This is a genomic window from Stenotrophomonas sp. GD03877 (genome assembly GCF_029840555.1).
Lineage (GTDB): Bacteria > Pseudomonadota > Gammaproteobacteria > Xanthomonadales > Xanthomonadaceae > Stenotrophomonas > Stenotrophomonas geniculata.
Genome location: NZ_JAOCCT010000015.1, coordinates 56,214 through 81,969, shown reverse-complemented (window position 1 = coordinate 81,969; position 25,756 = coordinate 56,214). Strand labels below are relative to the sequence as shown.

The 25,756-nt window shown below is 62.5% G+C and carries 21 protein-coding genes and 1 tRNA gene; 11 read left to right on the top strand and 11 right to left on the bottom strand.

Going from position 1 to position 25,756, the window contains the following annotated elements; all coding sequences use genetic code 11:
- Positions 1–233 precede the first annotated feature (233 nt).
- From N5D20_RS12965 to betT, 3 genes are all read left to right on the top strand, one after another.
- Positions 234–1,487: a DUF2254 domain-containing protein gene (locus N5D20_RS12965; RefSeq protein WP_279915017.1), complete on the top strand. Its 1,254-nt coding sequence runs from the start codon at positions 234–236 to the stop codon at positions 1,485–1,487.
- Positions 1,488–1,970: 483 nt separating this feature from the next.
- A complete protein-coding gene (locus N5D20_RS12960; protein WP_197578524.1) occupies positions 1,971–3,071 on the top strand; it encodes a hypothetical protein in 1,101 nt (366 codons plus the stop codon).
- 19 nt (positions 3,072–3,090) lie between these two features.
- The gene (gene betT / locus N5D20_RS12955; protein WP_279915016.1) at positions 3,091–5,094 is read left to right on the top strand and encodes a choline BCCT transporter BetT; all 2,004 of its coding nucleotides are present in this window, start codon (positions 3,091–3,093) and stop codon (positions 5,092–5,094) included.
- 76 nt (positions 5,095–5,170) lie between these two features.
- On the opposite strand, the gene nhaA is transcribed toward betT, so the two are convergent.
- The 5 genes from nhaA to N5D20_RS12930 form a co-directional block, all read right to left on the bottom strand.
- On the bottom strand, positions 5,171–6,343 hold the full coding sequence (gene nhaA / locus N5D20_RS12950; RefSeq protein ID WP_197578525.1) for a Na+/H+ antiporter NhaA: 1,173 nt from the start codon (positions 6,341–6,343) through the stop codon (positions 5,171–5,173).
- Between the two features lie 650 nt (positions 6,344–6,993).
- Positions 6,994–7,551: a hypothetical protein gene (locus N5D20_RS12945; RefSeq protein ID WP_197578526.1), complete on the bottom strand. Its 558-nt coding sequence runs from the start codon at positions 7,549–7,551 to the stop codon at positions 6,994–6,996.
- Between the two features lie 207 nt (positions 7,552–7,758).
- Positions 7,759–10,380, bottom strand: a complete 2,622-nt coding sequence (locus tag N5D20_RS12940) for an AAA family ATPase (protein ID WP_197578527.1) — start codon at positions 10,378–10,380, stop codon at positions 7,759–7,761.
- A gap of 97 nt (positions 10,381–10,477) precedes the next feature.
- Positions 10,478–11,968, bottom strand: coding sequence for a site-specific integrase (locus N5D20_RS12935; protein WP_197578528.1), 1,491 nt, complete (start codon positions 11,966–11,968; stop codon positions 10,478–10,480).
- Between the two features lie 87 nt (positions 11,969–12,055).
- Positions 12,056–12,145 (bottom strand) — tRNA-Ser (locus tag N5D20_RS12930).
- A gap of 124 nt (positions 12,146–12,269) precedes the next feature.
- Here N5D20_RS12930 and N5D20_RS12925 point away from each other — a divergent pair.
- Positions 12,270–13,340, top strand: coding sequence for a DUF4241 domain-containing protein (locus N5D20_RS12925; RefSeq protein ID WP_197578529.1), 1,071 nt, complete (start codon positions 12,270–12,272; stop codon positions 13,338–13,340).
- A gap of 81 nt (positions 13,341–13,421) precedes the next feature.
- Here N5D20_RS12925 and N5D20_RS12920 read toward each other — a convergent pair whose 3' ends face one another.
- Positions 13,422–14,414: a LysR family transcriptional regulator gene (locus N5D20_RS12920; RefSeq protein ID WP_049429058.1), complete on the bottom strand. Its 993-nt coding sequence runs from the start codon at positions 14,412–14,414 to the stop codon at positions 13,422–13,424.
- A gap of 127 nt (positions 14,415–14,541) precedes the next feature.
- Here N5D20_RS12920 and N5D20_RS12915 point away from each other — a divergent pair, with 127 nt between their 5' ends.
- Both N5D20_RS12915 and N5D20_RS12910 read left to right on the top strand, forming a co-directional pair.
- Positions 14,542–15,129: an NAD(P)H-dependent oxidoreductase gene (locus N5D20_RS12915; RefSeq protein WP_279915225.1), complete on the top strand. Its 588-nt coding sequence runs from the start codon at positions 14,542–14,544 to the stop codon at positions 15,127–15,129.
- A gap of 218 nt (positions 15,130–15,347) precedes the next feature.
- Positions 15,348–15,698, top strand: coding sequence for a ligand-binding protein SH3 (locus N5D20_RS12910; protein WP_197578980.1), 351 nt, complete (start codon positions 15,348–15,350; stop codon positions 15,696–15,698).
- A gap of 177 nt (positions 15,699–15,875) precedes the next feature.
- On the opposite strand, the gene serS is transcribed toward N5D20_RS12910, so the two are convergent.
- On the bottom strand, positions 15,876–17,156 hold the full coding sequence (gene serS, locus N5D20_RS12905) for a serine--tRNA ligase (protein WP_006452392.1): 1,281 nt from the start codon (positions 17,154–17,156) through the stop codon (positions 15,876–15,878).
- Between the two features lie 113 nt (positions 17,157–17,269).
- Here serS and N5D20_RS12900 point away from each other — a divergent pair, with 113 nt between their 5' ends.
- Complete coding sequence (locus N5D20_RS12900; protein WP_106549065.1) at positions 17,270–17,908, top strand: energy transducer TonB; 639 nt, start codon at positions 17,270–17,272, stop codon at positions 17,906–17,908.
- 119 nt (positions 17,909–18,027) lie between these two features.
- Complete coding sequence (locus N5D20_RS12895; RefSeq protein WP_197578979.1) at positions 18,028–18,600, top strand: energy transducer TonB; 573 nt, start codon at positions 18,028–18,030, stop codon at positions 18,598–18,600.
- A 174-nt stretch (positions 18,601–18,774) separates the two neighbouring features.
- Here N5D20_RS12895 and aroA read toward each other — a convergent pair whose 3' ends face one another.
- The 4 genes from aroA to N5D20_RS12875 form a co-directional block, all read right to left on the bottom strand.
- A complete protein-coding gene (gene aroA, locus N5D20_RS12890) occupies positions 18,775–20,082 on the bottom strand; it encodes a 3-phosphoshikimate 1-carboxyvinyltransferase (protein WP_197578978.1) in 1,308 nt (435 codons plus the stop codon).
- Positions 20,083–20,158: 76 nt separating this feature from the next.
- A complete protein-coding gene (pheA, locus tag N5D20_RS12885; RefSeq protein WP_197578981.1) occupies positions 20,159–21,358 on the bottom strand; it encodes a prephenate dehydratase in 1,200 nt (399 codons plus the stop codon).
- A gap of 45 nt (positions 21,359–21,403) precedes the next feature.
- The gene (gene serC / locus N5D20_RS12880; RefSeq protein WP_197578977.1) at positions 21,404–22,489 is read right to left on the bottom strand and encodes a 3-phosphoserine/phosphohydroxythreonine transaminase; all 1,086 of its coding nucleotides are present in this window, start codon (positions 22,487–22,489) and stop codon (positions 21,404–21,406) included.
- A gap of 216 nt (positions 22,490–22,705) precedes the next feature.
- Entirely contained in the window at positions 22,706–23,512 is an 807-nt protein-coding gene (locus N5D20_RS12875) for an FHA domain-containing protein (protein WP_049436704.1), read from the bottom strand.
- Between the two features lie 125 nt (positions 23,513–23,637).
- Here N5D20_RS12875 and N5D20_RS12870 point away from each other — a divergent pair, with 125 nt between their 5' ends.
- From N5D20_RS12870 to N5D20_RS12860, 3 genes are all read left to right on the top strand, one after another.
- Positions 23,638–23,913, top strand: coding sequence for a polyhydroxyalkanoic acid system family protein (locus N5D20_RS12870; protein WP_049455440.1), 276 nt, complete (start codon positions 23,638–23,640; stop codon positions 23,911–23,913).
- 81 nt (positions 23,914–23,994) lie between these two features.
- On the top strand, positions 23,995–24,486 hold the full coding sequence (locus tag N5D20_RS12865) for a phasin family protein (protein ID WP_010480542.1): 492 nt from the start codon (positions 23,995–23,997) through the stop codon (positions 24,484–24,486).
- 236 nt (positions 24,487–24,722) lie between these two features.
- On the top strand, positions 24,723–25,733 hold the full coding sequence (locus N5D20_RS12860) for a restriction endonuclease (RefSeq protein ID WP_197578976.1): 1,011 nt from the start codon (positions 24,723–24,725) through the stop codon (positions 25,731–25,733).
- The last annotated feature ends 23 nt before the right edge of the window (positions 25,734–25,756 follow it).

Genomic DNA, 25,756 nt, shown 5'->3' with positions numbered 1-25,756 from the left:
ATGCCAATGTCAAAAACCCAAGCTCCGAACCGGTCTAAGGAGTTCGATTTTATAGGCCCCGGGCAGGGAGTGTCACCCTACGGAGTTGGGCGCCATGGCCGCTGGATTGCAGCCTGCTCACCTCGTATTGACGCACACAGGCCTGGGCGGCTGGGATACTGTCAACACAGATAACGAGCAAGCGTCCGATGATGACAAAGTGGCGGCTGGCCCTATTCAGGATTAGCAGGAGGATGTGGTTCCGATCCACGCTCTACGGCGTTCTAGGCGTGGCTACTGCCTTGGCCGGTGCGGGCGCTAAATTCGTGCTGCCGGAGGGGCTGGCAACGCGGATTGGTGCCGGCTCAGTTGGCAACATCCTTGGCATCCTTGCCGCCTCAATGCTGACAGTGACCACCTTTGCCCTATCCACCATGGTCGCTGCCTACGGCTCGGCGTCGACCAATGCCACGCCGCGCGCGTCCCGGCTCCTGATTGAAGATACGCGAGCGCAAGGCACGCTGGCCACATTCATCGGTGCGTTCTTGTTCTCCATCGTCGGGCTCATTGCGCTGAGCACCGGCATCTACGGGGACAGCGGCAGACTTGTTCTCTTTGGCGCGACCATTGCGGTCATCATCGTCATCACCGTCACGCTTCTCCGCGCCATCGAGCAATTTTCCCGCTTTGGACGACTCGGCGAAACGGTCGATCTTGTCGAGCAAGCCACCTTGAAATCCATGAAGCAGCGTGCAGAAGAGCCCTTCCTTGGCGCTACGCCCTACTCCGGCGTCGCTCCGAGCAGCACGGTCGATGTCTTCGCTGCGGATGTAGGCCATGTTGAACACATTGATGTGCAGCGCCTCAACACGGTTGCAGAACAACACCAGCTCATCGTCTATGTGAACTGTCAGCCCGGCACCTTTGCAACCCCAAACCGTGCGCTGCTCAGTGTCTGGGGCACCCTTCACGATGACCAGAGAACGCAATTGCTTGCAGCTTTCACCATCGGCGGCTCTCGTCGGATAGAGAACGATCCGCGTTACGGCTTGGTCGTCCTTGCTGAGATTGGTGTGCGAGCGCTGTCGCCGGCCGTCAATGATCCAGGGACGTGCATTACGGTCATCGGTAGCTGTGTGCGCCTGCTGCTCAGATGGGACGCCTTGTCATCCGGATCCGAGGCCAAGGACGTTCAATATCCGTTCGTGCACATGGCTCAGCTTGATGTGGATGACCTGTTTGAAGATGTGTTCGCGCCCATATCGACTGATGCAGCAGGGTCGCTTGAAGTCAACATCAGGCTCCAAAAAGCTTTCGCCGCACTGTCTGCTGGCTGCTCATCCACCACGCGCCAGGCGGCGCGGCGCTACGCCGATCTGTCTCTGGAGCGGGCCTTGCAGACCCTTAGCTTCTCTCAGGATCGCGACAAGCTTCGAACAATCGCCACCGTAGAACACAAAAGGGCGCAACAGGCTGTCGCCCCCCAGGCCGCAGCGGAACCGAACTGATGTCGATGGAGCTCAATCGGATCTATCTGCGTCATTCAATCCTGACCGCATCTGGAACTTGGGCCAAGATTTCTAGTAGGAATGAGGCGCTGAGATTGGGCTGGTCGCTTCGAATGGAAATAGGCAGATCAATTTTTTTCGCGACACTCACCAGCGACGGGATCTCTCTATCGAGATCCAACCACCACCCCTCAGGCAACCGTATTCCATTTCCGTCGCGATCGTAAAACCGCACTCGATTAGGCACATTTCTCTCCTTCAATTGGCCGCACGCGCGACGTATCACTACTTCCGACAGTCGCCCGCCACGCCCTCCCCTCGTTTTCACGGGCATCATGGTTCTATGCCGCCCCAATGCGTCCCAGTTGCTGCCTAATCATGCCGCGCGCACCATGCGGAAGATATCCGTCGCTTGGGTGGCTCGCGTTAACGCGCTAGACTTGGACGCTTTCATTCGCAAAATGGAGGCCACGGGACACTATCGTGAAGGTATTTCCCCTGATTTTTTTGTGTGCTGCGGCAACGGCCACAGACACAATCCATGCTCAAGAAGCGCCCGACACTCAGGTTGAACCGTTTGTCGATGTGGGTGGTGCCGTCCGGTTCAATTATGGCTGGCTGGACTACGGCCCCACAAGCCGTTTGCAACTTGAACTGCTTCGCGCAGACCTCGAAGCCGGCGCTGGTCCCCTTTTCTTATCGGCCCAATATCGCTGGTATGACGGCTTCGATGCCGTCCACCATGCCTACGCCGGATGGAATTTCAACGACCAAACGCAGCTCAAAGCGGGCATCCAGCAGGTCCCCTTCGGACTTCTGCCTACCGTTTCCCAGAGCTTTTGGTTTGGCTCAGGCTACTACCTTGGCATTGAAGACGATTACGATCCGGGCGTGACGGTTAGCCATCGGAGTGGCGACCATCACTGGATAGCCGGCTGGTTCTCGGGCGATGAATACGGAAGCGGCTCCCGCTACGACCGATACTCCTTTGACGTGGCCCAGACCGCTGATCTGCCCTACAAGGAGCGGGAGCGCGTTCATTTCAGATACGAACACACCAGCTCCTTGCATGACGGTGAGCTGCTGCTCGGGGCTTCTGCATTCAGCGGTCAGGTTCAGAACACCACCACCCGCCGTCACTATGGCCACCAGGGTGCAGCGCTGCATGCCCAGTGGAAACGCGATGGCTGGACGACTCAGCTGCAATGGGCTCGCTACCGTTACAGCGTGCCAGGCGACAGGATTGCGATGTCAGCGTTTCTTGCCCCTTTCGAGATTGCGTCGGAAGCCGATGTCCCCAGCGCAAACGTGGCCTACTCCTTCGGTGAGAAGCGTTGGCTCGATGACATCACCTGCTACAACAACCTCAGCATGACGCGCCCGGTGGGACGCAGCCAAGGCGTGAGGGAGTCATGGCAGAACGTCACCGGATGCAGCCTGCAAAAAGGGATCATGTTGACTTACGTGGACTGGATTGCTGGCAAGAACATGTGGTTTGCAGGCGGCGACGGCATCGGAATCGATGACGGCGGCCCTTCCCGCTGGCATAGCCGACTCAACCTCAACATTGGGTTCTACTTCTAAGCTCAAGCCGCATTCCAGCTTGAACGATCATCAACCGGAGGAATTTATGCAGAGCCCCGCTCCGCCATCCACTCCTGTTCGCCAGCGCATCTTGCCGCAGGTGTTCATTCCCACTGCGGCCATCGTGCTTTTACTGTTGGCGCTATCCATCTTCGTTCCAGAAAAAGCGACGACTTGGTTCACAGCGGCTAAGAACTGGACCGCCAACGACGCGGGCTGGTTCACCATCTTATCGGTCGCAGGCTTCTTAGTATTTGTGGTCGGTGTTGCGATCAGTGGCTACGGGCGAATCAAGCTCGGCCCAGACCACAGTCGCCCCGATTACAGCTATGCCTCGTGGTTTGCCATGCTCTTTGCCGCAGGCATGGGCATTGGCCTGATGTTCTTCGGCGTGGCAGAGCCGATCATGCACTACGCTACCCCGCCGACAGGCACGGCCGAGTCTGCCGAGGCAGCTCGCCAAGCGATGCGTATCACCTTTTTCCATTGGGGTGTGCATGCCTGGGCCATCTACGCTGTTGTTGCGCTGGCACTGGCCTACTTTGCCTATCGCCACAACCTGCCGCTCCGGGTGCGATCGGCTCTCTATCCACTGATTGGAGAACGCATCCACGGCCCCATTGGCCACGCGGTCGATACGTTTGCAGCCCTTGGCACCATCTTTGGCCTGGCCACGTCGCTTGGCCTGGGCGTAATGCAGATCAACTCCGGACTGAACTACTTATTTGGCCTGGAAGTGAGCACCCTCGTCCAGGTGTCGTTGATCGGCATCATCATCCTGGTGGCCACAGGGTCGGTCGTTGCGGGACTCGACAGTGGTGTCCGTCGCCTGTCTGAGATCAACATGATCATGGCTGTGGCGCTTCTTGCATTTGTGCTTGTCTGCGGTCCCACGGTCCACCTGATGCAGGCATTTGTCCAGAACACTGGCATGTATGCCTCCCAGCTCTTCTCAATGACCTTCAACCTGTATGCCTATGAGCCCAGTGGCTGGCTTGGCGGCTGGACGTTGTTCTACTGGGGTTGGTGGATTGCGTGGTCGCCCTTCGTTGGGATGTTCATCGCCCGTATTTCGCGAGGCCGCACGGTGCGTGAATTCGTGGTTGGCGTCTTGCTGGTGCCGCTGGGCTTCACGTTCCTTTGGATGACCATCTACGGCAACTCGGCCTTGTTCATGGTTCGCTCCGAAGGTGTTCAAGAGCTCGTCAAGGCAGTGTCAGATGACAGCTCAATGGCGTTGTTTGAGTTCCTGCGCCACCTTCCTCTGACGATGATCACCTCCTCGCTTGCCGTTGTCCTCGTCGCACTGTTCTTTGTCACCTCCGCTGACTCCGGCGCCCTGGTCATAGACATGCTGACCTCCAAGGGCGAGGAAGAGTCTCCGGTTTGGCAGCGCATCTTCTGGGCACTACTGGTTGGTGGCATCGCTGTTGCCCTGCTCATTGCAGGTGGCCTTGAATCACTCCAAGCTGCGACTATTGCCAGCGCCCTCCCCTTTACGATCGTCATGATCTTGATGTGCTGGGGGCTTCTCAAAGCCATGCATCTGGACGCAACCAAGCGCTCGATTTCTCGTGATGCACGATTGCTTCCGGGCACCAGCGATGACTGGCGCGCCAGGCTTAAGCTGCTCGCGCATAACCCCGTCAAGATCGAGGTCGTCGGCTTCATCAAGGATCAGGTGCTGCCCGCGCTCCAAGAGGTCGCGGTGGAGCTGCGCAAGCAGGATCTTCCGGTTGAAGTCACCCAAGGGGAGGATGGACGCGCCTGGCTTCGCGTAGGCCATGGCGAGGAAATGGACTTCTTCTACTCGGTGCGTCCCCAGCCTTACGAGCCGCCCACCTTCGCGTTGCAGGACCCGCGTCGCCCGGTGAGCGAGGGCACGCGCCACTATCGGGCTGAGGTCTACCTGCGCGAAGGCGGGCAAGACTACGACGTTATGGGCTGGCCAAAGGTGCAGTTGATCCACGATGTGCTGGACCAATACGAGCGCCACCGCCAGTTCCTGGATCACGTTCGCTGATCAATGCCCCGGCCAACCGGATTCGGTTGGCCGGGACTTGGGCCAAGATGCCTTAGATACAGATCGGCAACCTGTTCTAGCTTCGGGGTGCAAACCTCAAGACGACCGCTCCCAGCAGCGCGGAAAGCAGCGATCCAAGCAAGATGCCGACCTTGGCATCCTCAACGAACGTAGGGTCCAATGGGAACGCGAGCGAGCTGATGAAGAGGCTCATCGTGAAACCAATGCCGCAGAGCAAACTCACGCCGTAGATTTGTAGCCATGATGCGCCCGCTGGCTTTTCAGCAAGCCCGGTCTTGACCGCAAGGGCAACGCCTCCGAACACGCCAATTTGCTTGCCGACGAAGAGCCCAGCAGCGATTCCCAACGGCAGCGGGGCCAAAATGGCGCTCATCGAAATCCCAGACAGATCCACACCGGCATTGGCAAAGCCAAAGATCGGCACGACTACGAAGCCAACCCAAGGAGCGATGCCGTGCTCCAAGCGAACCAGTGGCGACTTAGCACTGGCGCCGTAGGGGATCAGAAATGCACCGACAACGCCTGCAATCGTGGCGTGGACACCTGAAAGAAGCGTGGCATACCACATGGCCAAGAGCAGAACCAAGTAGGGCCAGAGCCGCTCCACACCGTTTCTCTTTAGCGCATACATGGCAAGCCCCGCGCCGATTGCAGCCGCCAGAGCTCCGATGTCGAGGGACGAGGTGTAAAACAGGGCAATGATTGCCACTGCACCCATGTCGTCGATGATGGCCACCGACAGCAGCAAGAGCTTCAAGCTGGGAGGCGCGTGCCGCCCCAAAAGCGCCAGCACCCCCACCGCAAAGGCAATGTCTGTGGCCGCAGGAATGGCCCAGCCGTTGGACAGGGAGGGCTCGTGCCGAGATGCGATCAGAAAGATCAGAGCAGGAAGTGCCATGCCGAGCAGCGCAGGCACAGCTGGCAGTCTGCGCTGCTGCCAGGAGGACAACCGCCCACTGATAAGCTCGCGCTTGATCTCCAAGCCGACAAGAAGAAAGAAGATCGCCATCAACCCGTCGTTGATCCAAAGATGCGGCGTCATTGGCCCGAGTTTCTCACTGAGAACCGGGCCGGCATGAGCATGCAGAAATGCGAAATAGCTGCCCGCTGCTGGACTGTTGGCCAGCAAGATAGCGACCATCGACGCCATCATTAGTGCCACACCCGCAGATGCCTCGTTAGCGAGCATGCGGGCAAAGATGCTGCGCGGTCGGTCTATGGTTGTCATCGTGCTCCCTTAAAGCAAGGAGCGAACAAACCGGAGAGGCACGACCAGACTCGACGCACCTGAAAGGTTCGTCAGCTCATGGTTGATCGAGGTATGGAAGACGCCGCCCAGCCCAAGAATTTGAGAGCTGTGAGACATCGAAATGGTCGGAACTTCGGGGTATCAGCATGCGTAGACTCGGAAAACGACAGGTCGTTCTCCGTAATCGGGACCTAACCCCGGGCGCACGCAGCACACGCCGTAATTCAATTTTACGGATCAAACCCGAAGGGTCAAGCACCCGCCCCTCGGCCGGTTGTCACTGTTCAGACGACAGATGTCGCAATACTTAGGCGCGATAGCGTGCTTCAGCCCCGCCGCCTAGCAACGGCTCCGCACCGCCCCCTATCCCCGCGAGTGATCGCCAGGTCATTCAGAAGCGAGCTCGATCATCAGATTAAACAAGCATCAGGCTTGACGGAACCCAATGAGCGATTAAGTTAAACGCTAAGGAGATGATGATGACTGAAAAATTACGCAAGCCAGCAAGGATCAAACCACCTTTCCACAGCTTTAAAAAGGCAAATCAGGTTGTCTTGTGCATTATTTGTTTCACTATCCTTGTGATTTTGGTCCGCCTAGCTGCATGGGTCAACTAGCCCAACGAAACATCATGCAATCCTAATGACCTGTTCGGCGCAAAGCAGTAAGGTTCCGGCAATGATCGCGACCGAACCCAAATACGTGCGCACGGATGATTTGATGAACGCTTGAGCGATGTTCTTTTGACTGATGATAGCGGACCCTTGAACTTGGAATTCCGGCGACCCCCATTTTCGATCAAGATCATCTTTCACTTGGCTTAGCGTCTTGCCTCTTTCCAAGTCCGATAGCAGCCCCACCATGACTTCCACAAGCTCCTCCCTCGATGTGTAACGCGTTGGATTACGAGTCTCACTTTTTACGATCTCTTCTGCATGACGAATAAGCTTGCTCTTCAGTATGACGCCAGATGCGATACAGGCCGTTCCACCGATAACGAGCAGATTGCCGATCCTGAGGAAAACCCCCTCGAAGGGCGGCACTAACGCCAGAGCGAGAAAGAGAATGAAAAGTCCAGAGAAAATGCATGGCAGACGATCGTAGAATTTTTCCTTCCATGTCTTCGGCCCATCCATCTTAGCTACAACATCTCCATCGGATTGCGAGTTTTGTTCGACCCATGCCATTCGATGCCACCTTTTAGTTAGACCTGAAAAATGGTGAGCAAGCCGGGTAAACACACCGCGCCAGCCGACAAGCTCGACATCCAAACTATCTCTTGCTCTGCGATCAGTTTGGAAGATTGGTATCAAGTAGAAGGAAATGCGTTTTTCGGACTGGTAAGCAGCAGCAACTCAATCGCGCAAGCATGCTGCGCGCCTCAAAAAGGGGGCCTAGGCAACAACGCCCGCCCCCTTTCGCCGCGCGGACTCAGTCGTCAGCGAGCGAGCGTTCACTTCTTTAATGAAGCTCTCAAAGGAAAGGATATCCGCCAGGAGCTCGTCCGGGTCCGGCAACGCTATCCCTGCGATTTCCGCGCGGTCATGAGCGTAGTTTGAGCATTTGGTCATACCCTCATTTACTCGCGCGTAGTCTTCATCGGAGACCGTCACTCCCGCTAGCCGTTGGGTATCCACACTCTTGCGAAAGCGAATGACGACATTGCGAAGCAACACTTCTTCCACTGACCGCTCCCAGGCAAGCCTTAGTAGCGTGTAAGCCCTCACCGTTTGGATTTGGTAGTTCTCTTGGTCGTTCAGGCCGTAGGCCTTGGCTGCCAGGACCTGGATTGTCTTCACAAAGCCCACCCGCTGACTGCTCGTCTTACCTTCAAATGGGAGATCCGCGCTGGTCACGCCGAACCCTTGCTGCTGTCCACTCACGCTTTGAGTTTGGACGCTGACGCCCAAGCGCTTGCCGTCATCTGCAAGGAGCTTTAGGAAGTAAAGGTCATGCGTGAAGACAATGACCTGCCTCTTCGCTGCTTCTTCAACCAAGCGTTTTGCCACAAGCTCGCGGCGCCGATGGTCAAGTGAGCAGACGGGATCATCGAAGACGATGCCGCTCGTTTGTGCATTCAGAGAGATTTCTGCCATGAACGACGCAATGGCAATGGCGCGCTGCTCGCCTTCACTCAGGATCTCTGAGGGCGTTCGTGACTGGGGGAGTTCTAGGCGAAGCCGATGAAGTGGCTTACCGCGTTCGGAGCGGCTTTGCGCACTGACCCGCAAGGCATGGACTCTGAGCGCTGCGAACTCACGATTAAGCGCGTCAGCAAGCTCCCTCGATACCACCTGCTCGGCCAGTTCAGATGCCTTTGTCGAAATGCCATTGGTGCGAAGAGCGGGCAGACATGCCTTCAGTTTTGTTATGTAGGCTAGCTTGGCCACCGCCGACAACACTGCATCCTTGACCAAGCCGAGCTGCACTCTCGCGTCAAGCTCCCCGAGCTCGGCTTGCATCGCCTTGCGCGCAGCCTCGTCTGAAGCTTCTTCCAACGCCTTAGCCGAAAGATCAAGCTGGGCCGATAGCTGAGACAGACGCTGGCTGAAAATGGCAGCCGCAGATAGCACTCCACTCCAATCGTTGCTCTCAGCCGCCTTCCGGATAGATTGCTGTCGCGCCAGTAGTGCCGCTTCGTGGATAGGCAAGCCATCAGCAAGCTCCTCATCTTCGGAACGAAGCGCCAGAAGGAGCGCTTCATCCAAGCCTAACGCGATCGCCTGCTTTGTCATCGGAACGTAGACAGCGCCCAAAGCTCCCTTTTTTGCAGCATGGAGCTTTTCCGCTTCTGCTTGAACAAACGCTTCAAAGCGATGCATCCGTGCCGCCCCCTCTTGCAAAGGCTGCTGGCAAAGAAGGCACGCATCTTCTGGGGTAAGATCACCAATAGCCTTGTCTGAGTCGACTTGCGCTGCAAAGCGTTTGGCGGCCTCATAGAGCTCGCGCCACGCCTCTCCGCCCGTTCCTGGCAATAGCTTCTCGCCTTCGCTATGAAGCTTCGCGGCAAGCTCGGCGGCAGCCTTGGCAGTCCGATATTCATCGGCTGCTTGTCGCACCACCGCCAGGGCCGCATCGCTAAGCCGAGCCTCCTGCTCTGCAACGTTGATAGCAAGCGTCGCCCAGCGGCGCGCGCGAATGCGCAGCGCCTGGGCTTTTTCCCTGGGGTTGTTTTCCTTGAGGCTCGCTCCAAGATCGGCTCGCCGCGCGAGCTCCTCCGCACTAAGTGAGGCAAGTGCCTCAATCATCTCCGGCTTCGACTTGCCTGTGAGCGTTGCGATCTGCCTGCCAACCGCCGTCTCTCCACGCAGGTGAGCGAACGCGCTGAGATCAACTGCGCTAGTCAGGACCTGCTGGTCAACCTTCAACTTAAGCCGTTGACTCAAACGCGCGAGCGACCCAAAAACGTCCAACCCGTAAGGAACATAGGAGAAGTCATTTTCCTGTTCCAGATACGCTTTTGCGCAACGCGCATCGAAGACTGCAATCGAAGAGAGCTCAGCAGGCGGTGCCGCATCGAGCCGCCAAACCACTTCTTGGTCGACCCCGTTAACAGAGATCTCAAACGTGGCTTGAGCAACCCCGCCCTGGCTCACTGGAAGATTGGCATTGGGATGGATCGGCTCTGACTGGTCGCGTGCACGACAAGCACGCTTCAAAACACGGGAGTAGCCCGACTTACCCGATCCATTGTCTCCGTAGATCACGGTGAGGCCAGTAGGCGCCACAGCGACCGACTGGTCTGATGCAATCGCGTTGACGTGGTGCAATTGCTTCATCGCGAGAAGCAGGACAGCACTCTCTGGATCAGCGGCCACGGGAACTTGATCCTGTGACAAGGGCTTAGCAGTTCGTCCCTGAGGGTCAGGAATTCCATTTGCTGAATAGAGCAGCGCAAGCAGATCGGCGTCGTCGTTCTGATCGAGATCCACTTTAGTCAAAAGACGAGCGACCGCGTCACTTTGCCAAGGCGGAAGCGTCGTCGTCCACTTGAAAACTTCTTGCAAAATACTCATACCACCCCCTGTAAATTCCATTTACCACGGCGTGCGGCTCAAGAGCATTACCTGCAATTAAAGCCAAGCACGGTCGTTGCCCCCTGCGGGCTTCTGATCACTTGGTCCGCACCCGCGCAGACGTCGCTTTGCCCTGGGCCTTTCGTCCCAATCGCAGTTCGTATTTCAGTGAAGACAGGCCAGGGGAGTGCTTTCCCATACCGTTAAGCTTCTCTTTCGCAGTAAAGGCGCGGCTGTAAGTAGCATGATGCTCGTCATCGAGCTCATGCCCAACGATCTGAGCGCGCAGCTCGGATGCCACACCGAGCGTTTGCAGCTCTTGGATGAAGGTCTTTCGCAAGGAATGAAAACCGCGCTTCGCCTTTGGCCAATCCTTGCCAATCGTCGCCAGATGCCTACTAAACGCCTTTGTGATCCAGTTACCCTGACCATTGAGCGCATCGCCTTTAGCTTGCGGGAACAAGCGCTTGTGTCCTGCCGCTTTGCGCGTTGCAACCCAATCCATGAAGCCCAGTGCCAGGAAATCCGGATGCAGAGGAACGGTCCGAAGACTGACCTCCGTTTTGACTTTTTGGTTCTCGCCCTCGTCAGAAATTCGAATGCAAGGGAGCTTTCCTTCCAACACGATGTCGGCGATCAAGAGCTGCCCCACTTCCGACGCTCGTGCACCTGTGTAGAGGCCAAGGAGCGACGCCCATCGAGCGTTCTCAGAGAGCTTCTCGAAGTTGCTCGGCGAGAAGATCGTTTGGATCTGATCACGGTCGTACGCCTTGAAGCCGAGCTTCCGCCGAGCGCGCTTCTCCCGCAGCGAATAGCTCACGTGACCTGTCGCGGGATTGTCGCCCTTGGGATAGTAACCGGACGCAATGGCCCAATCGAAGAAGCCTGCTTTCCCGCCTACATAACTTTGCTTGTTCGTCAGTGTTGGCGTCGAAGCCCCGACGTCACGAAGATGTTGATACCAGCGCGCCAAGTCAGGACGCGTGACCGTGTGGAGCTTTGACTTAGGCCCGAGGAACGCAACGAGCGACTCTACTGCGGCTGTCTTAATCGTATAGGTCTTCGGCAGCGTGCGCGGCTTGATGCTCGCCAACCACGCATCGCGGGCCTTTTCCAAGCTGATCGTCTCGGTCACCTGCGGGCGGGCCTGGCGAGCCGGCCTAGGCTCCGGATCAAGCGCGCCGATGGCCGCCACCTCTGTCGCCGTTGCAAAGCTTTGAGCTTGACGGAACAGACGCACATCGTCTTCGCTATCGATCTGCCAGCGTTCCGTGACGGTGCCATCCGCCGCTTGCGTCCGATGAAGCGTCAGATCGCGCCGACCTCCCCCGCCACTCAATCGCTCGACGAACGACTCCAGATCCTTTTTGCTAAACCGGTCCACTCGTTGATCCCTCAACACGTCATAGGCGTGAGCATAGCCTGATGCCAAGACGATCGCGCGCAGCCTGGCAGAGGCCAAGTTTGTGGTCCGAAGCGTTTGCTTGATGAGTTTGCGGCCGATGACGACCTGCAAGTCGCTCGGGACACGCTGACGAAAGGCGTAGGTGCCGGAGGGGGTACGGATGAGGTGGTGGGGAATGCGCATTTCGGGAGATGTGTCCCGATCTGTGTCCCGCCGGAAGACCCACATACTCGAAATAAGTTAAATAAGATCAATAACTTAGATGAATATTGGCGGAGAGAGTGGGATTCGAACCCACGGAAGGTTTGACCCTTCGCCGGTTTTCAAGACCGGTGCCTTAAACCGCTCGGCCATCTCTCCAATCGGGTCCCGGTCGCCCGGGCAGCGGCGTATTCTCGCACGTGAAGGGCATTTGCCCAAGACCACCCTTGCTCCCGACCTTCGTATCCGGCACGGTGGGGCCTTCACCGCAATCGGAGCCCCCATGGCCCACCTCGATCTGGCCAACCTGCGCACCACCCTGCTGGACGACACCCAGCTGGCCGCAGTGGCACTGCACCGCACGTTCGCCGGGCACCTGCCGGTCAGCAGCGGGCATCTGGTGGTCTGCGATCCGATGGTCCAGGCCGAGGCACCTGCGCTGGCCGACTACACCGCGCCGCTGGGCCGGCATCCGGTCGAGATCATCGTGCACAGCGGCCGCCCGGCGTTGGCCGTGGTCTGGTTCAAGCCACGCGAAGCTCTCACCGCGACCGCCCTGCACTGGCAGATGGCGCGCTGGACCACGCAGGACCTGGCCGGACTGGATGAGGACAGCTTCATCGGCTACCCGGTCGACGCCGGCATCGGCTGCTTCATGGATACCGACACCCAGCAGGCACTGCTGGCCCTGATCGAACGGGCCGATGGCGACGAAGGCAGCGAGTGGTCGGATGCGCTGATCGACCATGATGGCCTGGACGAAGGCGCCGAATACCGCCCCTGGGGCGAGGACTCACCACACGGCCTGGTCGTATTCACCAGCGGCTGGGGCGACGGCGTTTACCCCAGCTACTGGGCGCTGGATACGTCCGGCATTCCGGTCGCTCTGGTCACCGATTTCCTGTGCATCCAGGGCGGAGACGGGTGCGACGAGCGCGAAATCGCCGATCAGGCCTATCGCGACAACCTTCCACCCGAAGAAGCGGAAGCGCTGGCGCGGCTGGTGGCGGCCGTGGAGCGGGACGACGCGGATGCGCTGCGCGACCTGCTGAAGGATGCGCCGCAGCGCGCCAACCAGATCGAACCGGGCTGCGGCGGCACCGCCGTGTTCGAGGCGATCCGCCTGGACCGTCCGCAGGCATTGCAGGTACTGCTGCAGGGCGGCGCATTGCCGGCAATGCCGGAGCGCCTGCACATGAGCAAGGTGACCAGCTATCTGGACTACGCGCGCTTCCTGAAGAAGCCACGCAGCGCGGAACTGATGGCGGTACTGGAAGCACCGGTCATTGCCGAGCCCAGACCGGACGCACCGCCGCGGCGCAGCTTCTGGGACCGGCTGTTCGGCCGGAAGTGACCGGGGCCGGAAAGCAGCAGCGCCGGGCATGGCCCGGCGCTACCGTTTCACAGATCGGTGGTGCAGTTGCGGGTAGGTGCCTCAGCCCGCATCCACCGCCAACGCACCCAGTGCACTGGCCTTGATGCGCTCCTTGGCCTTCTCGCAGGCACCATCGCAATGCAGGCGCGAGGCCTCCAGCTGCGGCGGCAGATGCTCGGCCAGGAAGTCGATGAACACGCGCACGGCCGGCAACAGGCCACGGCGCGAGGCGAACACGGCATGGCACACGCCCTGCGGCAGCGACCAGTCCGGCAGCACCACCTCCAGCTCGCCATTGCGCACGGCATCGGCGCACACGGTTTCCGGCAGCATGGTGATGCCGAAGCCGTCCTTCACCATGCTCTGCAGCAGCGGGAAATCGAAGCCGGCCACGCGCGGCTGCAGGTCCACCCGGCGCACTTCGCCTTCCGGCCCATGCAGCTCCCAGCGCTGACGCGCTTCGTCTTCGCTGATGCTGAGGGTGACGTGCTGGGTCAGCTCTTCCGGGTCCTTGGGGCGGCCGGCGCGGTCCAGGTACTTCGGGCTGGCCACCAGCAGTTCCTGCACCTGGCCGAAGCTGCGCATCACCAGGCTGCCGTCATCGTCCAGGCGCGAACGCACGCGCAGGGCCACGTCGTAGCCTTCATTGATGATGTCCACGCGGCGGTTGCTGATGTTCAACTGCAGGCGCACCTTCGGGTACTGCTCAAGGAACTTGGGCAGCAGTTTGGGCAGCTGCATCTGCGCCAGCGACACCGGCACGCTGGCGCGCACCACGCCGCGCGGCTCAGCGCTGAGGCGGTCGACCACTTCGCGGGCGGCCTGCGCCTCGGCCAACATGGTCTGGGCGTGGCGGTGCACGCTGGTGCCAACGTCGGTCACGGCGAAACGACGCGTGGAGCGCTGCAGCAGGCGTACGCCCAGGTCGGTTTCCAGCTGGCTGATGCGGCGGCTCAGGCGCGACTTGGGGATGCCCAGCGCGCGCTCGGCGGCGGCAAACCCGCCGTGGTCGACCACCATCGCAAAGTAGTACAGATCATTCAGGTCATGCATGCCCGAGTTCCATATCTAGAACAATACGTGGCATTCAACCACCTTTATTCCGCCTTTGCAACAACCTATCGTTCTCTCCGTCGGCGGGGGCTACCCGCCCCTCCCTCCCAGAACATAGGTGACTGCCATGAAGCTTCTGCATCTCGACGCCAGCGTGCTTGGCGAGAATTCCGTCTCCCGCCACCTGACCGCCGCCGTGGTCGCCCGCTTCAAGCAGCAGGTCGAAGGCCTACAGGTCGATTATCGCGATCTTGACGCCAATCCGGTACCGCATCTGCGCAGCAGCTCGCTGGCCAAGGCGGACGCGGCCGAAGCCGCCGATGCTGAACAGGTGCTCGAGCAGTTCCTTGCCGCGGACATCGTGGTGATCGGCGCGCCGATGTACAACTTCAGCATCCCGTCCACCCTGAAGGCCTGGATCGACCGCGTGGCCGTGGCCGGGCGCACCTTCAAGTACACCGAGAACGGCCCGATCGGCCTGGCCGGCGGCAAGCGCGTGATCGTGGTCAGCAGCCGCGGCGGCATCTACACCGATTCGCCGGCCGACTTCCAGGAACCGTTCCTGCGCCAGACGTTCGCCTTCTGGGGCATCAACGACATCGAGTTCGTACGTGCCGAAGGCATCGCCTACTCGCCGCAGCACCGTGAAGACGCCATCGCCGGCGCGCTGGCGGCCCTGCCGTCGCACGAAGCGGCCGAAGCCGCCGCTGCATAAGCGTTCCAGCGTTCGGTGCCCCTCTCTCCTCGTCTGGGCGCTGAACGCGGGCCGGGATCCCCTCCCCCATCCCGGCCCACCCTGGCGGCCCCGCTTTGCGGGGCCGCTTTTCTGTGTCTGGCCCGAGGGCTCGCCATCCACGCACGGTGTGGATCTACTGCACGTGTGCGTGGATTCGGTGCCATGCGTGGCGCTCACCAGAACGTTAGGCTGGGGCCATGAACTACATCGTGACCACTGCACACCGCAGCGAATTTCCGCACCCGATCACCCTGCGCCGTGGCCAGGCGCTGGTGGTGGGCGAACGCTATGAAGGCCCGGAGGGCTGGGACGACTGGTTCCTGTGCGAAGCCGAAGGGCAGCAGCCCGGTTTCGTGCCGGCGCCCGTGATCGGTCGCACTGCGCAGGGTGACGCGTTTGCCACCGAGGATTACTGCGCACGGGAGCTGGATGTGGATGCCGGGCAGGTGCTGCGTGGGCAGCGCACGCTCAATGGTTGGGCGTGGTGCGTGCCGGAGACCGGCGAACCGGGATGGGTGCCGTTGGAGAAGGTGCGGGTAGTGGGGTAATCGCGGGGTTCATCCACGCATGGCGTGGATCTACTGAGGCATCGGTGAATTCATGCCGGGCGCGTGCAACATCCTCCAGTAGATCCACGCCATGCGTGGATTCGGTGCCATGCATGCATGGCACCCACCAGAGCCACAGCGGTGCCATGCATGCATGGCACCCACCCGATCAGAGAATCAGGCGATGGTTTCCAGCCCACCCATGTACGGGCGCAGCGCTTCCGGCACGGTGATGCTGCCGTCGGCGTTCTGGTAGTTCTCCATCACTGCGATCATCGCGCGGCCAACCGCCACGCCCGAGCCGTTCAGCGTGTGCGCCAGTTCCGGCTTGCCGGTGGCCGGGTTGCGCCAGCGCGCCTGCATGCGACGGGCCTGGAAGTCACCACAGTTCGAGCACGAGGAGATTTCGCGGTAGGTTTCCTGCGACGGCAGCCAGACTTCCAGATCGTAGGTCTTGATGGCCGAGAAGCCCATGTCACCGGTGCACAGCAGCACCTTGCGGTACGGCAGGCCCAGCTTCTCCAGCACCACTTCGGCGCAGCGGGTCATGCGCTGGTGTTCGGCGTCGCTGTCTTCCGGGCGGCTGATCGAGACCAGCTCGACCTTCTCGAACTGGTGCTGGCGGATCATGCCGCGTACGTCGCGGCCACCGCTGCCAGCCTCGGCACGGAAGCACATCGAGTGGGCGGTCATACGCAGCGGCAGGCGCTCGGCATCGACGATCTCGTCGCGCACGATGTTGGTCAGCGGCACTTCCGAGGTCGGGATCAGGTAGCGCGTGGAGTCGCCCACGGCGGTCTTGAACAGGTCGTCCTCGAACTTCGGCAGCTGGCTGGTGCCGCGCAGCGAATCGGCGTTGACCAGCAGCGGCACGTTGGTTTCCTCATAGCCGTGCTCGCCGGTGTGCAGGTCGACCATGAACTGGGCCAGCGCACGGTGCAGGCGCGCGATCGGGCCGCGCAGCACGGTGAAGCGCGAGCCGGACAGCTTCGCCGCGGTCTCGCCGTCCAGCCAGCCGTTGCGGGCGCCCAGTTCAACGTGGTCGAGCACCTTGAAATCGAACTGGCGCGGAGTACCCCAGCGCGCCTGCTCGACGTTGTCGTTCTCGTCGGCACCGGCCGGCACGTCATCGGCCGGCAGGTTCGGAATGCCCATCGAGATCGCTTCGATCTTCTCACGCAGCTCGTCCAGCGCCACTTCCGAGGCCTTCAGCTCGTCGGCGAAGGCGGCAACCTCGGCCATGATGGCCGAAACGTCCTCGCCCTTGGCCTTGGCCTGGCCGATGGCCTTGGAACGGCTGTTGCGCAGGCTCTGCAGCTCCTGGGTCCGCACCTGGATGCGCTTGCGATCGGCCTCCAGGGACTCCAGGGCAGACACGTCGAGCTCGAAGCCGCGGCTGGTGCGCAGGCGTTCGGCGAGGTCGGCGGGCTGGTGGCGGAGCAGGGCTGGATCAAGCATGGCAGGTGTCGTGGTGGGTATCAGGGATGGGATTATCGCTTGTTATACGGATTTCTGCCGCCCGGTTCATTCCCGCCGTGGCAGAATCGGGCTATTCCGTACTGGTCCGGTCCATGTCTGCACCCCGCTCGTCGTCCGCCAAGTCGTTTACTGTGCATATCCCGCGCAACGCCCTGAAGATCGCCGGCATCGCCTTCGGCGTGGGCGTGCTGCTGTTCGTGCTGGTCTGGCTGACCGGCCGTGACAAGGAGTTCTTCCGCGCCGACCCGGCCGCGCAGACCCCGCAGGAAACCGCCCAGGTCGAGCCCCTGCCGGAACCGTTGGCCGCTGCGGCCGGCTCCAGCGACATGCCCGATGCCAAGCCGGCCCCGGTCGAGGAAGAAGCGCCGAAGCTGGTCGAAACCGCCCCGCCACCGCCCGCCCCGATCGCCGAGCCGGCCCCGGCCACCCCGGGCGCTGCCCCGGCCACGACCGGCAACAGCCAACCGATGCCGATTGCCGGTCAGTCGCCGCCGCCGTCGTACCCCGCCGCCGCCCTGCGCGCCGGCGAAACCGGTACCGTGGTGGTACGCGTGGATGTAGACGCCACCGGCTATCCGAACAACGCCACGGTGATCCAGCGCAGCGGTTCACGCGACCTCGACCGTGCCGCCACCGATGCCGTACGCCGTTGGCGTTTCACCCCCGCGCAGAGCAACGGCCAGGCCGTCCCCGGCAGCATTGAAGTGCCGTTCGACTTCAAGACCCAGTAACTGAACGCTTCCCGGCAGGCAAACTGAACCCTGCCGGTGGCGTTGACGCAACGCTGACACTTCTCGTCCGTGGCTCGCGCAACACTTCCCACGTCGTCCATTGACGGAAGGAGTTAGCGATGACTGCCACCACCCACGAAGACCTTCATTCGCCGCAGCTGCAGGAAGATTCCAGCCTGCAGCACAAACCCACGTCGCCCTGGATGTGGATCGCGCTGATCGTGGCGATGTTTGCGGCCGCCCTGCTCTGGCTGCGTCATTCCAACCAGGAAGATGTGGCCCCGGCGCCGGTCGGTGAGCGCATGTTGCCAGCCCCCGAGCAGGCCGCGGTGACGCATGCAGCGGCCCCTGCCGCGCGCCAGGCAGCCCCGGCTACTGCTTCGCGGAAGGCCGCGCCGGTAGTGCGCAATCGTGAGGCCCGCCCGCTGGCCAGCAACCGCATGCCCACCTACCCGGCCGCTGCGCTGCGTAGTGGCGTGCAGGGCAGCGTGATCGCCAGCCTGAGTGTCGATACCCGCGGCAATGTCGCCAACGCTGCGATCGTTTCGCGCAGCGGCGAGCGCAGTCGCGACCTAGATCGAGCGGTGCTGAACACCGTGCAGAACTGGAAGTTCCAGCCGGCGATGCACGAAGGCCGTGCCGTCGCCAGCGTGGTGCGGGTCCCGGTGGATTTCCGTACCGAGCAGCGTTGATCGCGGACGAGGGGTTCGTGATGTTTAGACGGAGGCTTCGGCCTCCGTCCTTTTATGCGGAAAAGCGTGCCAACCAAGGTTGGCACCTACCGGATGAGGTGAGCGCGCCAACCGAGGTTGGCTTCTACCGTGCAATGCGATCCGCCGGGCGTGGCCCGGAGGTTGCTGTGACGATCAGGCCAGGTTGAACCCGGCGCTGCGCGCCAGGCCATCGAAATCCGGGAAGGACGTGGCGACATTGGCGATATCGTTGATGCGCACTTCGCCGTCACTGATCTGGCCGGCGATGGCGAACGCCATGGCGATGCGATGGTCACCGTGGCTTTCGATGGTGCCGCTGCCCAGGCGAACGCCACCATGCAGGGTGGCGCCGTCTTCGGTTTCGTCCACCTGCATGCCCAGCGCGCGCAGGCCGGTGGCCATCGCAGCAAGGCGGTCGGATTCCTTCACCCGCAGCTCGGCCGCACCGCTCACCACGGTCTGGCCTTCTGCGGCGGCGGCGGCCACGAACAGCGCCGGGAACTCGTCGATCATGTCCGGCACCAGGGTTTCCGGAATGCGCGCGCCCTTGAGCGGCGCGTAGCGCACCACCAGGTCCGCCACCGGCTCACCGCCCTGCTCGGCCGGATTCTCTTCAGTGATGTCCGCACCCATCAGGCGCAGCGCGTGCAGCAGGCCGGTGCGACGCGGATTCAGGCCGACCTGTTTCAGTCGCAGCTCGGAGCCGGGAATGATGCTGGCGGCGACCAGGTAGAACGCGGCCGAAGAGAAGTCGGCCGGCACCACGATGTCCGTGGCGCGCAGGCGCTGGCCACCACGCAGGCGCGCCTTGCCCGGCGAGAATTCGATGTCCACGCCGAACGCCGACAACATGCGCTCGGTGTAGTCGCGGGTCGGGTGCGGTTCGGTCACGCTGGTTTCACCCTGCGCGTACAGGCCCGCCAGCAGCACCGCCGACTTGATCTGTGCGCTGGCCACCGGCGAGGCGAAGTCGATGCCGTGCAGCGACTGGCCGCCATGCACATGCAACGGCGGCGTGCCGTCATCCTGGGTGTCGATCTTCGCGCCCATCTGCGACAGCGGGCCAGTGACGCGGCGCATCGGGCGGCCCGACAACGATTCATCGCCGATCAGCGTGCAGTCGAATGCCTGGCCTGCCAGCAGGCCTGCCAGCAGGCGCATGCCGGTACCGGCGTTGCCGCAGTCCAGCGGTGCGCTGGGTGCCTGCAGGCCGTCGATGCCGACGCCGTGCACGATGCGCTGCGACGGGCTGGGGGTTTCGATGCGCACGCCGAGCTGGCTGAAGATGCGCGCCGTGGCGCGGGTGTCTTCGCCTTCCAGGAAGCCCTCGATATGCGAGGTGCCATCGGCCAGCGCGGCGAACATCACCGAGCGGTGCGAGACCGACTTGTCGCCGGGAATGGTCAGGCTGCCCTGCAGCGGCTGGCCCTTGCGGGCAATCCAGTGTTGCGCGTTGCTCATCGTTCGATCATTCCGTAAACACCGGCAGCGCCGGCGATGCATCAGGGAGCGGCGGCTGTTGCCGCCGCAGCAGCACTCAGGGCACGGCCACCGGGTAGGAGCCGAGCACCTTGATCTGCGCCGAGTGCGCTTCCAGTTCGGCCAGCGCAGCCTGCATCGGCGCGTCGTCGATGTGGCCCGCCAGGTCGATGAAGAAGCCGTACTCCCACTTGCCGTGGTGCGACGGCCGCGACTCGATGCGGTTCATGCTGATGCCGTGGCGGGCGAACGGGCTGAGCACGTCGAACAGCGCACCGGGCTTGTCATGGATGAACACCAGCACCGAGGTGCGGTCGTGGCCGGAGGTCGGGAAGATGTTGCGACCCACCACCAGGAAGCGGGTGGTGTTGTCGGCATCGTTCTGGATCGGCTTGGTGACCACCTTCTTCAGGCCGTACACGTGGCCGGCACTCTCGCCACCAATGGCCGCCGCATCATCGGCGTTGCGCGCGCGACGCGCGCCTTCGGCGTTGCTGGATACCGGAATCTTCTCGGCCTTCGGCAGGTTGGCGCGCAGCCACGCCGAGGTCTGCATGAACGACTGCGGGTGTGCGTAGATGCGCTCGATGTCCTCGATGCGGCCGCTGCGCGACATCAGGTACTGCTGCACGCGCAGTTCCACTTCGCCACAGATCTTCAGGTTGGAGGTCAGGAACATGTCCAGAGTGATCTGGATGGTGCCCTGCCCCGAATTCTCCACCGGCACCACGCCGAAATCGGCGTTGCCCGCTTCCACTTCCTGAAACACCTCCTCGATGCTGGCCATCGGCAAGCCCAGCGCGGAGCGGCCGAAGTGCTTGAGCACGGCCTGCTGACTGAAGGTGCCTTCCGGGCCGAGGTAACCGATCTTCAGCGGCTCCTGCTGGGCCAGGCAGGCCGACATGATCTCGCGGTAGACGTGCACCAGCAGCTCATCGCTGAGCGGGCCTTCGTTGCGATCGACCACCATGCGCAGCACCTGTGCTTCGCGCTCGGGGCGGTAGTAGTCGACGGCGGCGGCCAGCTTGCCCTTGGCCTTGCCGACCTGGTGGGCGAAGCGCGCGCGTTCGGCGATCAGATTCTGGATGTCACGATCGATCTGGTCGATCTTCGAGCGCACATCGGCCAGCGCCAGCGGCGCCAGGGTGGGCGCCGGGTTCGACGCGGCCTTGCCCTTGGCCTTGGTGGACGCGCTGTCCTTGGCCGGTTCGGCCTTCTTCGACGCCTTCTTGCTGGGTTTGCTGCTTGCCATCGGAATTCCTTGTTGCGGGGCACGCACCCGACGGTGCGCGCCGTTCATTGCTCAACCGTGACGCTGCTGGAAATCGGCCATGAAGGCGACCAGCGCCTCGGCCCCGGCCAGCGGCATGGCGTTGTACAGCGAGGCCCGGATGCCGCCGACCACCTTGTGCCCTTTCAGCGCCAGCAGGCCGGCGGCCTTGGCTTCGGCAACGAAGCGCGCGTCGAGCTCGGCATCGGGCAGGAAGAACGGGATGTTCATCCGCGAACGGGCCGCATGTGCGACCTCATTGCGGTAGAAGCCGCCGGAGCCGTCGATGGCGCCGTACACCAGTGCGGCCTTGGCGGCGTTGCGCTTGGCGAACTCGGTCACGCCGCCTTCGGCCAGCATCCACTTGAACACCAGTCCGGCCAGGTACCAGTTCCAGGTTGGTGGCGTGTTGAGCATCGAATCGCGGGCGACGTACGAGCGGTAATCGAAGATGTCCGCGCGTGGCTGGCCACTGCGCTCGAGCAGGTCACGGCGGATGATCATCACCGCGATGCCGACCGGGCCCAGGTTCTTCTGCGCGCCGGCGTAGATCACGCCATAGCGGCGCACATCCAGCGGTTCGCTGGCGATGGACGAGCTGAAGTCTGCGATCAGCGGAACGTTGCCGGTATCGGGCACATCACGGAACTCGACGCCGTGGATGGTCTCGTTGGCGGTGATGTGCACATAAGCGGCATCGGGCGAGAGCTGCCAATCGGCGCGCGGCGGCAGCGTGCGGTAGCCGTTGGCCTCGCTGCTCGCGGCGATGTTGACGTCGACGTAGACACCGGCCTGCTTGACCGCCGTCTTGCCCCAGTGGCCGCTGACCACGTAATCGGCACGCTGGCCCGGGGCGGCGAAGTTGAGCGGGATCAGCGCCTGCTGGGTGGTGGCACCACCGGACAGGAACAGCACCGCATAGTCGTCGGGGATGTCGAGCAGGCGCCGCAGATCGGCTTCCGCCTCGGCAGCCACGGACATGAATTCCGCGCCGCGATGGCTCATTTCCACAATCGAGGCACCGGAACCGTGCCAGTCCAGCATTTCCGCCTGCGCCTGGCGCAGGACCGATTCCGGCAAGGTTGCAGGGCCGGCACTGAAGTTGAACGCGCGCGTCATGTCACACCTGTGGGCAAGACCCCTAGTATGCCGCAGTGCACCAGCCTTGCGGCCTTGTGGCGCAAGGGAAATTTGGTTTCATTGGAATCCATTGGCCCGCAGCAGGGCACTGGTAGTCGCCGACCTTGGTCGGCGTACTCCGTCAGGCGTCATGCGCACCGAAGGAGCGTGCCGACCAAGGTCGGCACCCACCAACGCGGACCCAGCGGATTCAGATCAGCGCGCGCCGAACCAGAGCAGCAGGCTGAGCAGCGCGGCCAGCAGCAGCGCACTGACCAGCAGCCACGGCCAGCGCCGGACCTTGCGCGGCACGGCCGGCAGCACCGGCGTCTGCTCGGCGTCCTGGCTGGACTCGTCTTCATCCGGCAGCGGGCGCCGGCGCGGGTCATGCGGCACTTCCAGCACGAACCGGTGCTGGCCATCGAACACTACCTGGTCGCCCGCCTGCAGCCAGCAGTGGCGCACGGCCACACCGTTGACCCGGGTGCCGTCGGCACTGCCCAGGTCACGCAGCAGCACGCGCTCGCCGTGCACTTCCACACGGGCGTGCTGCTCGGCGAAGGCCGGTTCATTGATCTCGATGTCAGCGTCGCCACCGCGGCCGATCAGGCGGGACCGCGACAGCGTGAAGCTGCGGCCATGGTGCAGGCCACCGACACCGCGCAGCAGGCGCTGCTGCTCGTCGGTGCCGTCACCGTTGTTCGGTGCAGGGGCCTGCAGCAGGCTCTCCACCTCGCCCTGCAGGACCATTTCCACGCCGTCCACATACACCGCATCGCCGGCACGCAGCAGCGCCATGCGCCGCACCGGGCGACCGTTCACATGAATGCCGCGGATACCGTTGCCGACCTGCAGCCAGAGGCCGCGATCATCCACGCAGAACTGCGCCAGCAGCAGGGCACCATGGCCGGCGTCGCCGAGCCGCACACTGCCGTTGGCCTGGCGCACGATGCGTTGCACCCCGGGCCTCAGCGGCTGGTCGGGCTGTTGTTGTTGACTGAAGTGAACAAGCAGGTTCTGCACGCGGCGCAGCCTAGCAGGTTGGCCGCCAACGAAGAAGAACCCACGATGAGTGCTTGGCGCGGAGGCCCTCGATGCGCACAATGCTCGCCCTCATTGATCATCCCCGCCCTGCGCCAGGAGCCTGCATGTCCACCATCGATGTCCGCCACGCCCACGCCCTGCCGGACGCACAGGCGCGCACCGCGATCGAACAGGTTGCCGCCAAGTTGTCCGAGCGCTTCGGCCTGAAGTCGTCCTGGACTGCCGACGTACTGAATTTCTCCGGCAGCGGCGTGGACGGTGCGATCGAACTGCAGCCGGGCGCCGTGCGCGTGACCGCCAAGCTGGGCTTCCTGCTGTCGGCGATGAAGGGCATGGTCGAAGGCGAGATCCAGCGCGTGCTGAAGGAAAAGCTGGGCTGAACCCCGGCGGCGGCCATCACGGCCGTGCAACGCCAACGCGCGCTACTCTCGGGGGCAGGCCCAACTCCCACGGGAAGTGCGATGAACCAGTACGAAAACGATGACCGCCGCAACGACGACGCCTCGTTCGGTGACCAGGCCGAGCGCTTCTCGCGCAAGCTGAGTGACTCGGCGCAGCAGGTCTGGCTGGCCGGCCTGGGCGCTCTTGGCCGTGCACAGGCCGAAGGCAGCCGCTTCTTCGACGGCCTGGTGAAGGAAGGCGAAGCCTGGGAAGCCCGCCGCCGTGAACGCAACGGCGAACAGGGCCCAGGCTGGCGCGACAACGTTGAAACGTCGCTGGACGAGGCCCGCGAGAAGGCCTCCGGCACCTGGAACAAGGTTGAAAAGGCGTTCGACGACCAGGTGCAGGGCGTACTCAAGCGCCTGCACGTACCCACCGCCGACGAGGTGACTGCGCTGGAGGCTCGCATCGACGCCCTGCAGGCGCGCCTGGCCAAGCTGGAGAATCGCGACGCCTCGGGCACTGATGCACCTGCACCGGGCAGCCATCAGTCGCCAGGCAGCGTGCCCTGACCGGCCATTGTTGCAATGCAATAAATTTTGATTGACAATCGCGAGCAACCCGCCAATCGCTTCGGCTGCCGTTTGTTCCCTCCCCTCACGGCTTCAGGATTGGCGGGTTTTTCGTGCCTGCGGTATTCCGAACTGCGCGTTCCATCACGCTTCCTGTCAGGAACATCCTGACTCAGCGGCACAGCGCGACCTTTACACTGTCGCCTTCGCATTCGCCCCTTCCGCGCACCTCCTGCATGCTCCCTTGGATCCTGGCCCTGCTGTCGGCCCTGCTTACCTGTTCCCTGGCCGTTGTCTATCTGTGGTGGATCAAACGGCGGCAGAAGGAGATGCAACTCGGCTTGCAGGCCCTGGCTGGCATGCACTGGCGCGAATTCTCGGTACTGGTCAAGCGCATGCTGCGCGAGCAGCGCGGCCTGCGCGAACTGGATGACCCAGGCGAGGAATCCCGTGAGCCCAGCAGCGATTTCCTGCTCAGTGACGGCCCCAACAGCTGGCTGGTGTCGTGCAAGCACGGCCTGGCCTACCGCATCGGCACCGCTGCAGTGAACGAACTGGGTGCAGCCGCGCGCCTGGCCGGCGCCAAGGGCGGCGTGCTGCTGACCGAAGGCCGGATGGAACGCGACGGCCGCAGCGCCGCCGAGAAGCAGGCGGTCGAGGTGCTGGACGGCCCGCGCCTGTGGCCGCTGCTGCAACCCTATCTACCGGCGGAAATCGAAACCCGTGTGCGCGCCAGCGCCCGCCATGAAGCCCTGCGCCGGATCGCCATTGCCGCGCTCGGCGCGGTCACGCTGGGCCTGATGGTGGGATTGAGCCTGCAAGGGCTGCACGTGCAGGACGCCCCGCCCGTTGCCGAGGTGGCGGTCGCCCCCGCGCCGGTTGCGCCTGCGGTTGAAGCGGCGCCCGAACCGGCGCCGGCCCCCGCCACCATGCCGCCGGCCCCTACGCCTGCACCGGCCGCGCCCTCAACCGATGCGCGCAGCAACCCCAACCCGGATGCCGCTACGCTGGAGCGCTTCCAGGCCGATCTGTCCCGTGCCTTGGCCGGCAAGCCCGGCATCGCCAGCGGTGTCTGGTTGACCCGGCAGACGCTGGCGATCAACCGCACCGGCGAGCTGGACGCGGTGTGGCCGCAGGTCTGCGAGGAAGTGCTGCACTACCCCGCCCTGCGCAACGTGCGCATCCAGCTCAATGCCCGCCCCGGTGTGGATGAGCCGGTGCGCTGGCGCCAATGCGCCACGTATTGATGGGGCAGCATCCACGCATGGCG

Bases quoted from the DNA above. Each gene is read 5' to 3' on its own strand.
- N5D20_RS12900 (WP_106549065.1), top strand. From the start codon at position 17,270: ATGTCTGCACCCCGCTCGTCGTCCGCCAAGTCGTTTACTGTGCATATC.
- serS (WP_006452392.1), bottom strand. From the start codon at position 17,156: ATGCTTGATCCAGCCCTGCTCCGCCACCAGCCCGCCGACCTCGCCGAA.
- aroA (WP_197578978.1), bottom strand. From the start codon at position 20,082: ATGAGCAACGCGCAACACTGGATTGCCCGCAAGGGCCAGCCGCTGCAG.
- N5D20_RS12860 (WP_197578976.1), top strand. From the start codon at position 24,723: ATGCTCCCTTGGATCCTGGCCCTGCTGTCGGCCCTGCTTACCTGTTCC.
- N5D20_RS12895 (WP_197578979.1), top strand. From the start codon at position 18,028: ATGACTGCCACCACCCACGAAGACCTTCATTCGCCGCAGCTGCAGGAA.
- N5D20_RS12910 (WP_197578980.1), top strand. From the start codon at position 15,348: ATGAACTACATCGTGACCACTGCACACCGCAGCGAATTTCCGCACCCG.
- N5D20_RS12925 (WP_197578529.1), top strand. From the start codon at position 12,270: ATGGCCCACCTCGATCTGGCCAACCTGCGCACCACCCTGCTGGACGAC.
- N5D20_RS12865 (WP_010480542.1), top strand. From the start codon at position 23,995: ATGAACCAGTACGAAAACGATGACCGCCGCAACGACGACGCCTCGTTC.
- serC (WP_197578977.1), bottom strand. From the start codon at position 22,489: ATGACGCGCGCGTTCAACTTCAGTGCCGGCCCTGCAACCTTGCCGGAA.
- N5D20_RS12935 (WP_197578528.1), bottom strand. From the start codon at position 11,968: ATGCGCATTCCCCACCACCTCATCCGTACCCCCTCCGGCACCTACGCC.
- N5D20_RS12965 (WP_279915017.1), top strand. From the start codon at position 234: ATGTGGTTCCGATCCACGCTCTACGGCGTTCTAGGCGTGGCTACTGCC.
- N5D20_RS12940 (WP_197578527.1), bottom strand. From the start codon at position 10,380: ATGAGTATTTTGCAAGAAGTTTTCAAGTGGACGACGACGCTTCCGCCT.
- N5D20_RS12945 (WP_197578526.1), bottom strand. From the start codon at position 7,551: ATGGCATGGGTCGAACAAAACTCGCAATCCGATGGAGATGTTGTAGCT.
- N5D20_RS12870 (WP_049455440.1), top strand. From the start codon at position 23,638: ATGTCCACCATCGATGTCCGCCACGCCCACGCCCTGCCGGACGCACAG.
- N5D20_RS12920 (WP_049429058.1), bottom strand. From the start codon at position 14,414: ATGCATGACCTGAATGATCTGTACTACTTTGCGATGGTGGTCGACCAC.
- N5D20_RS12915 (WP_279915225.1), top strand. From the start codon at position 14,542: ATGAAGCTTCTGCATCTCGACGCCAGCGTGCTTGGCGAGAATTCCGTC.
- nhaA (WP_197578525.1), bottom strand. From the start codon at position 6,343: ATGACAACCATAGACCGACCGCGCAGCATCTTTGCCCGCATGCTCGCT.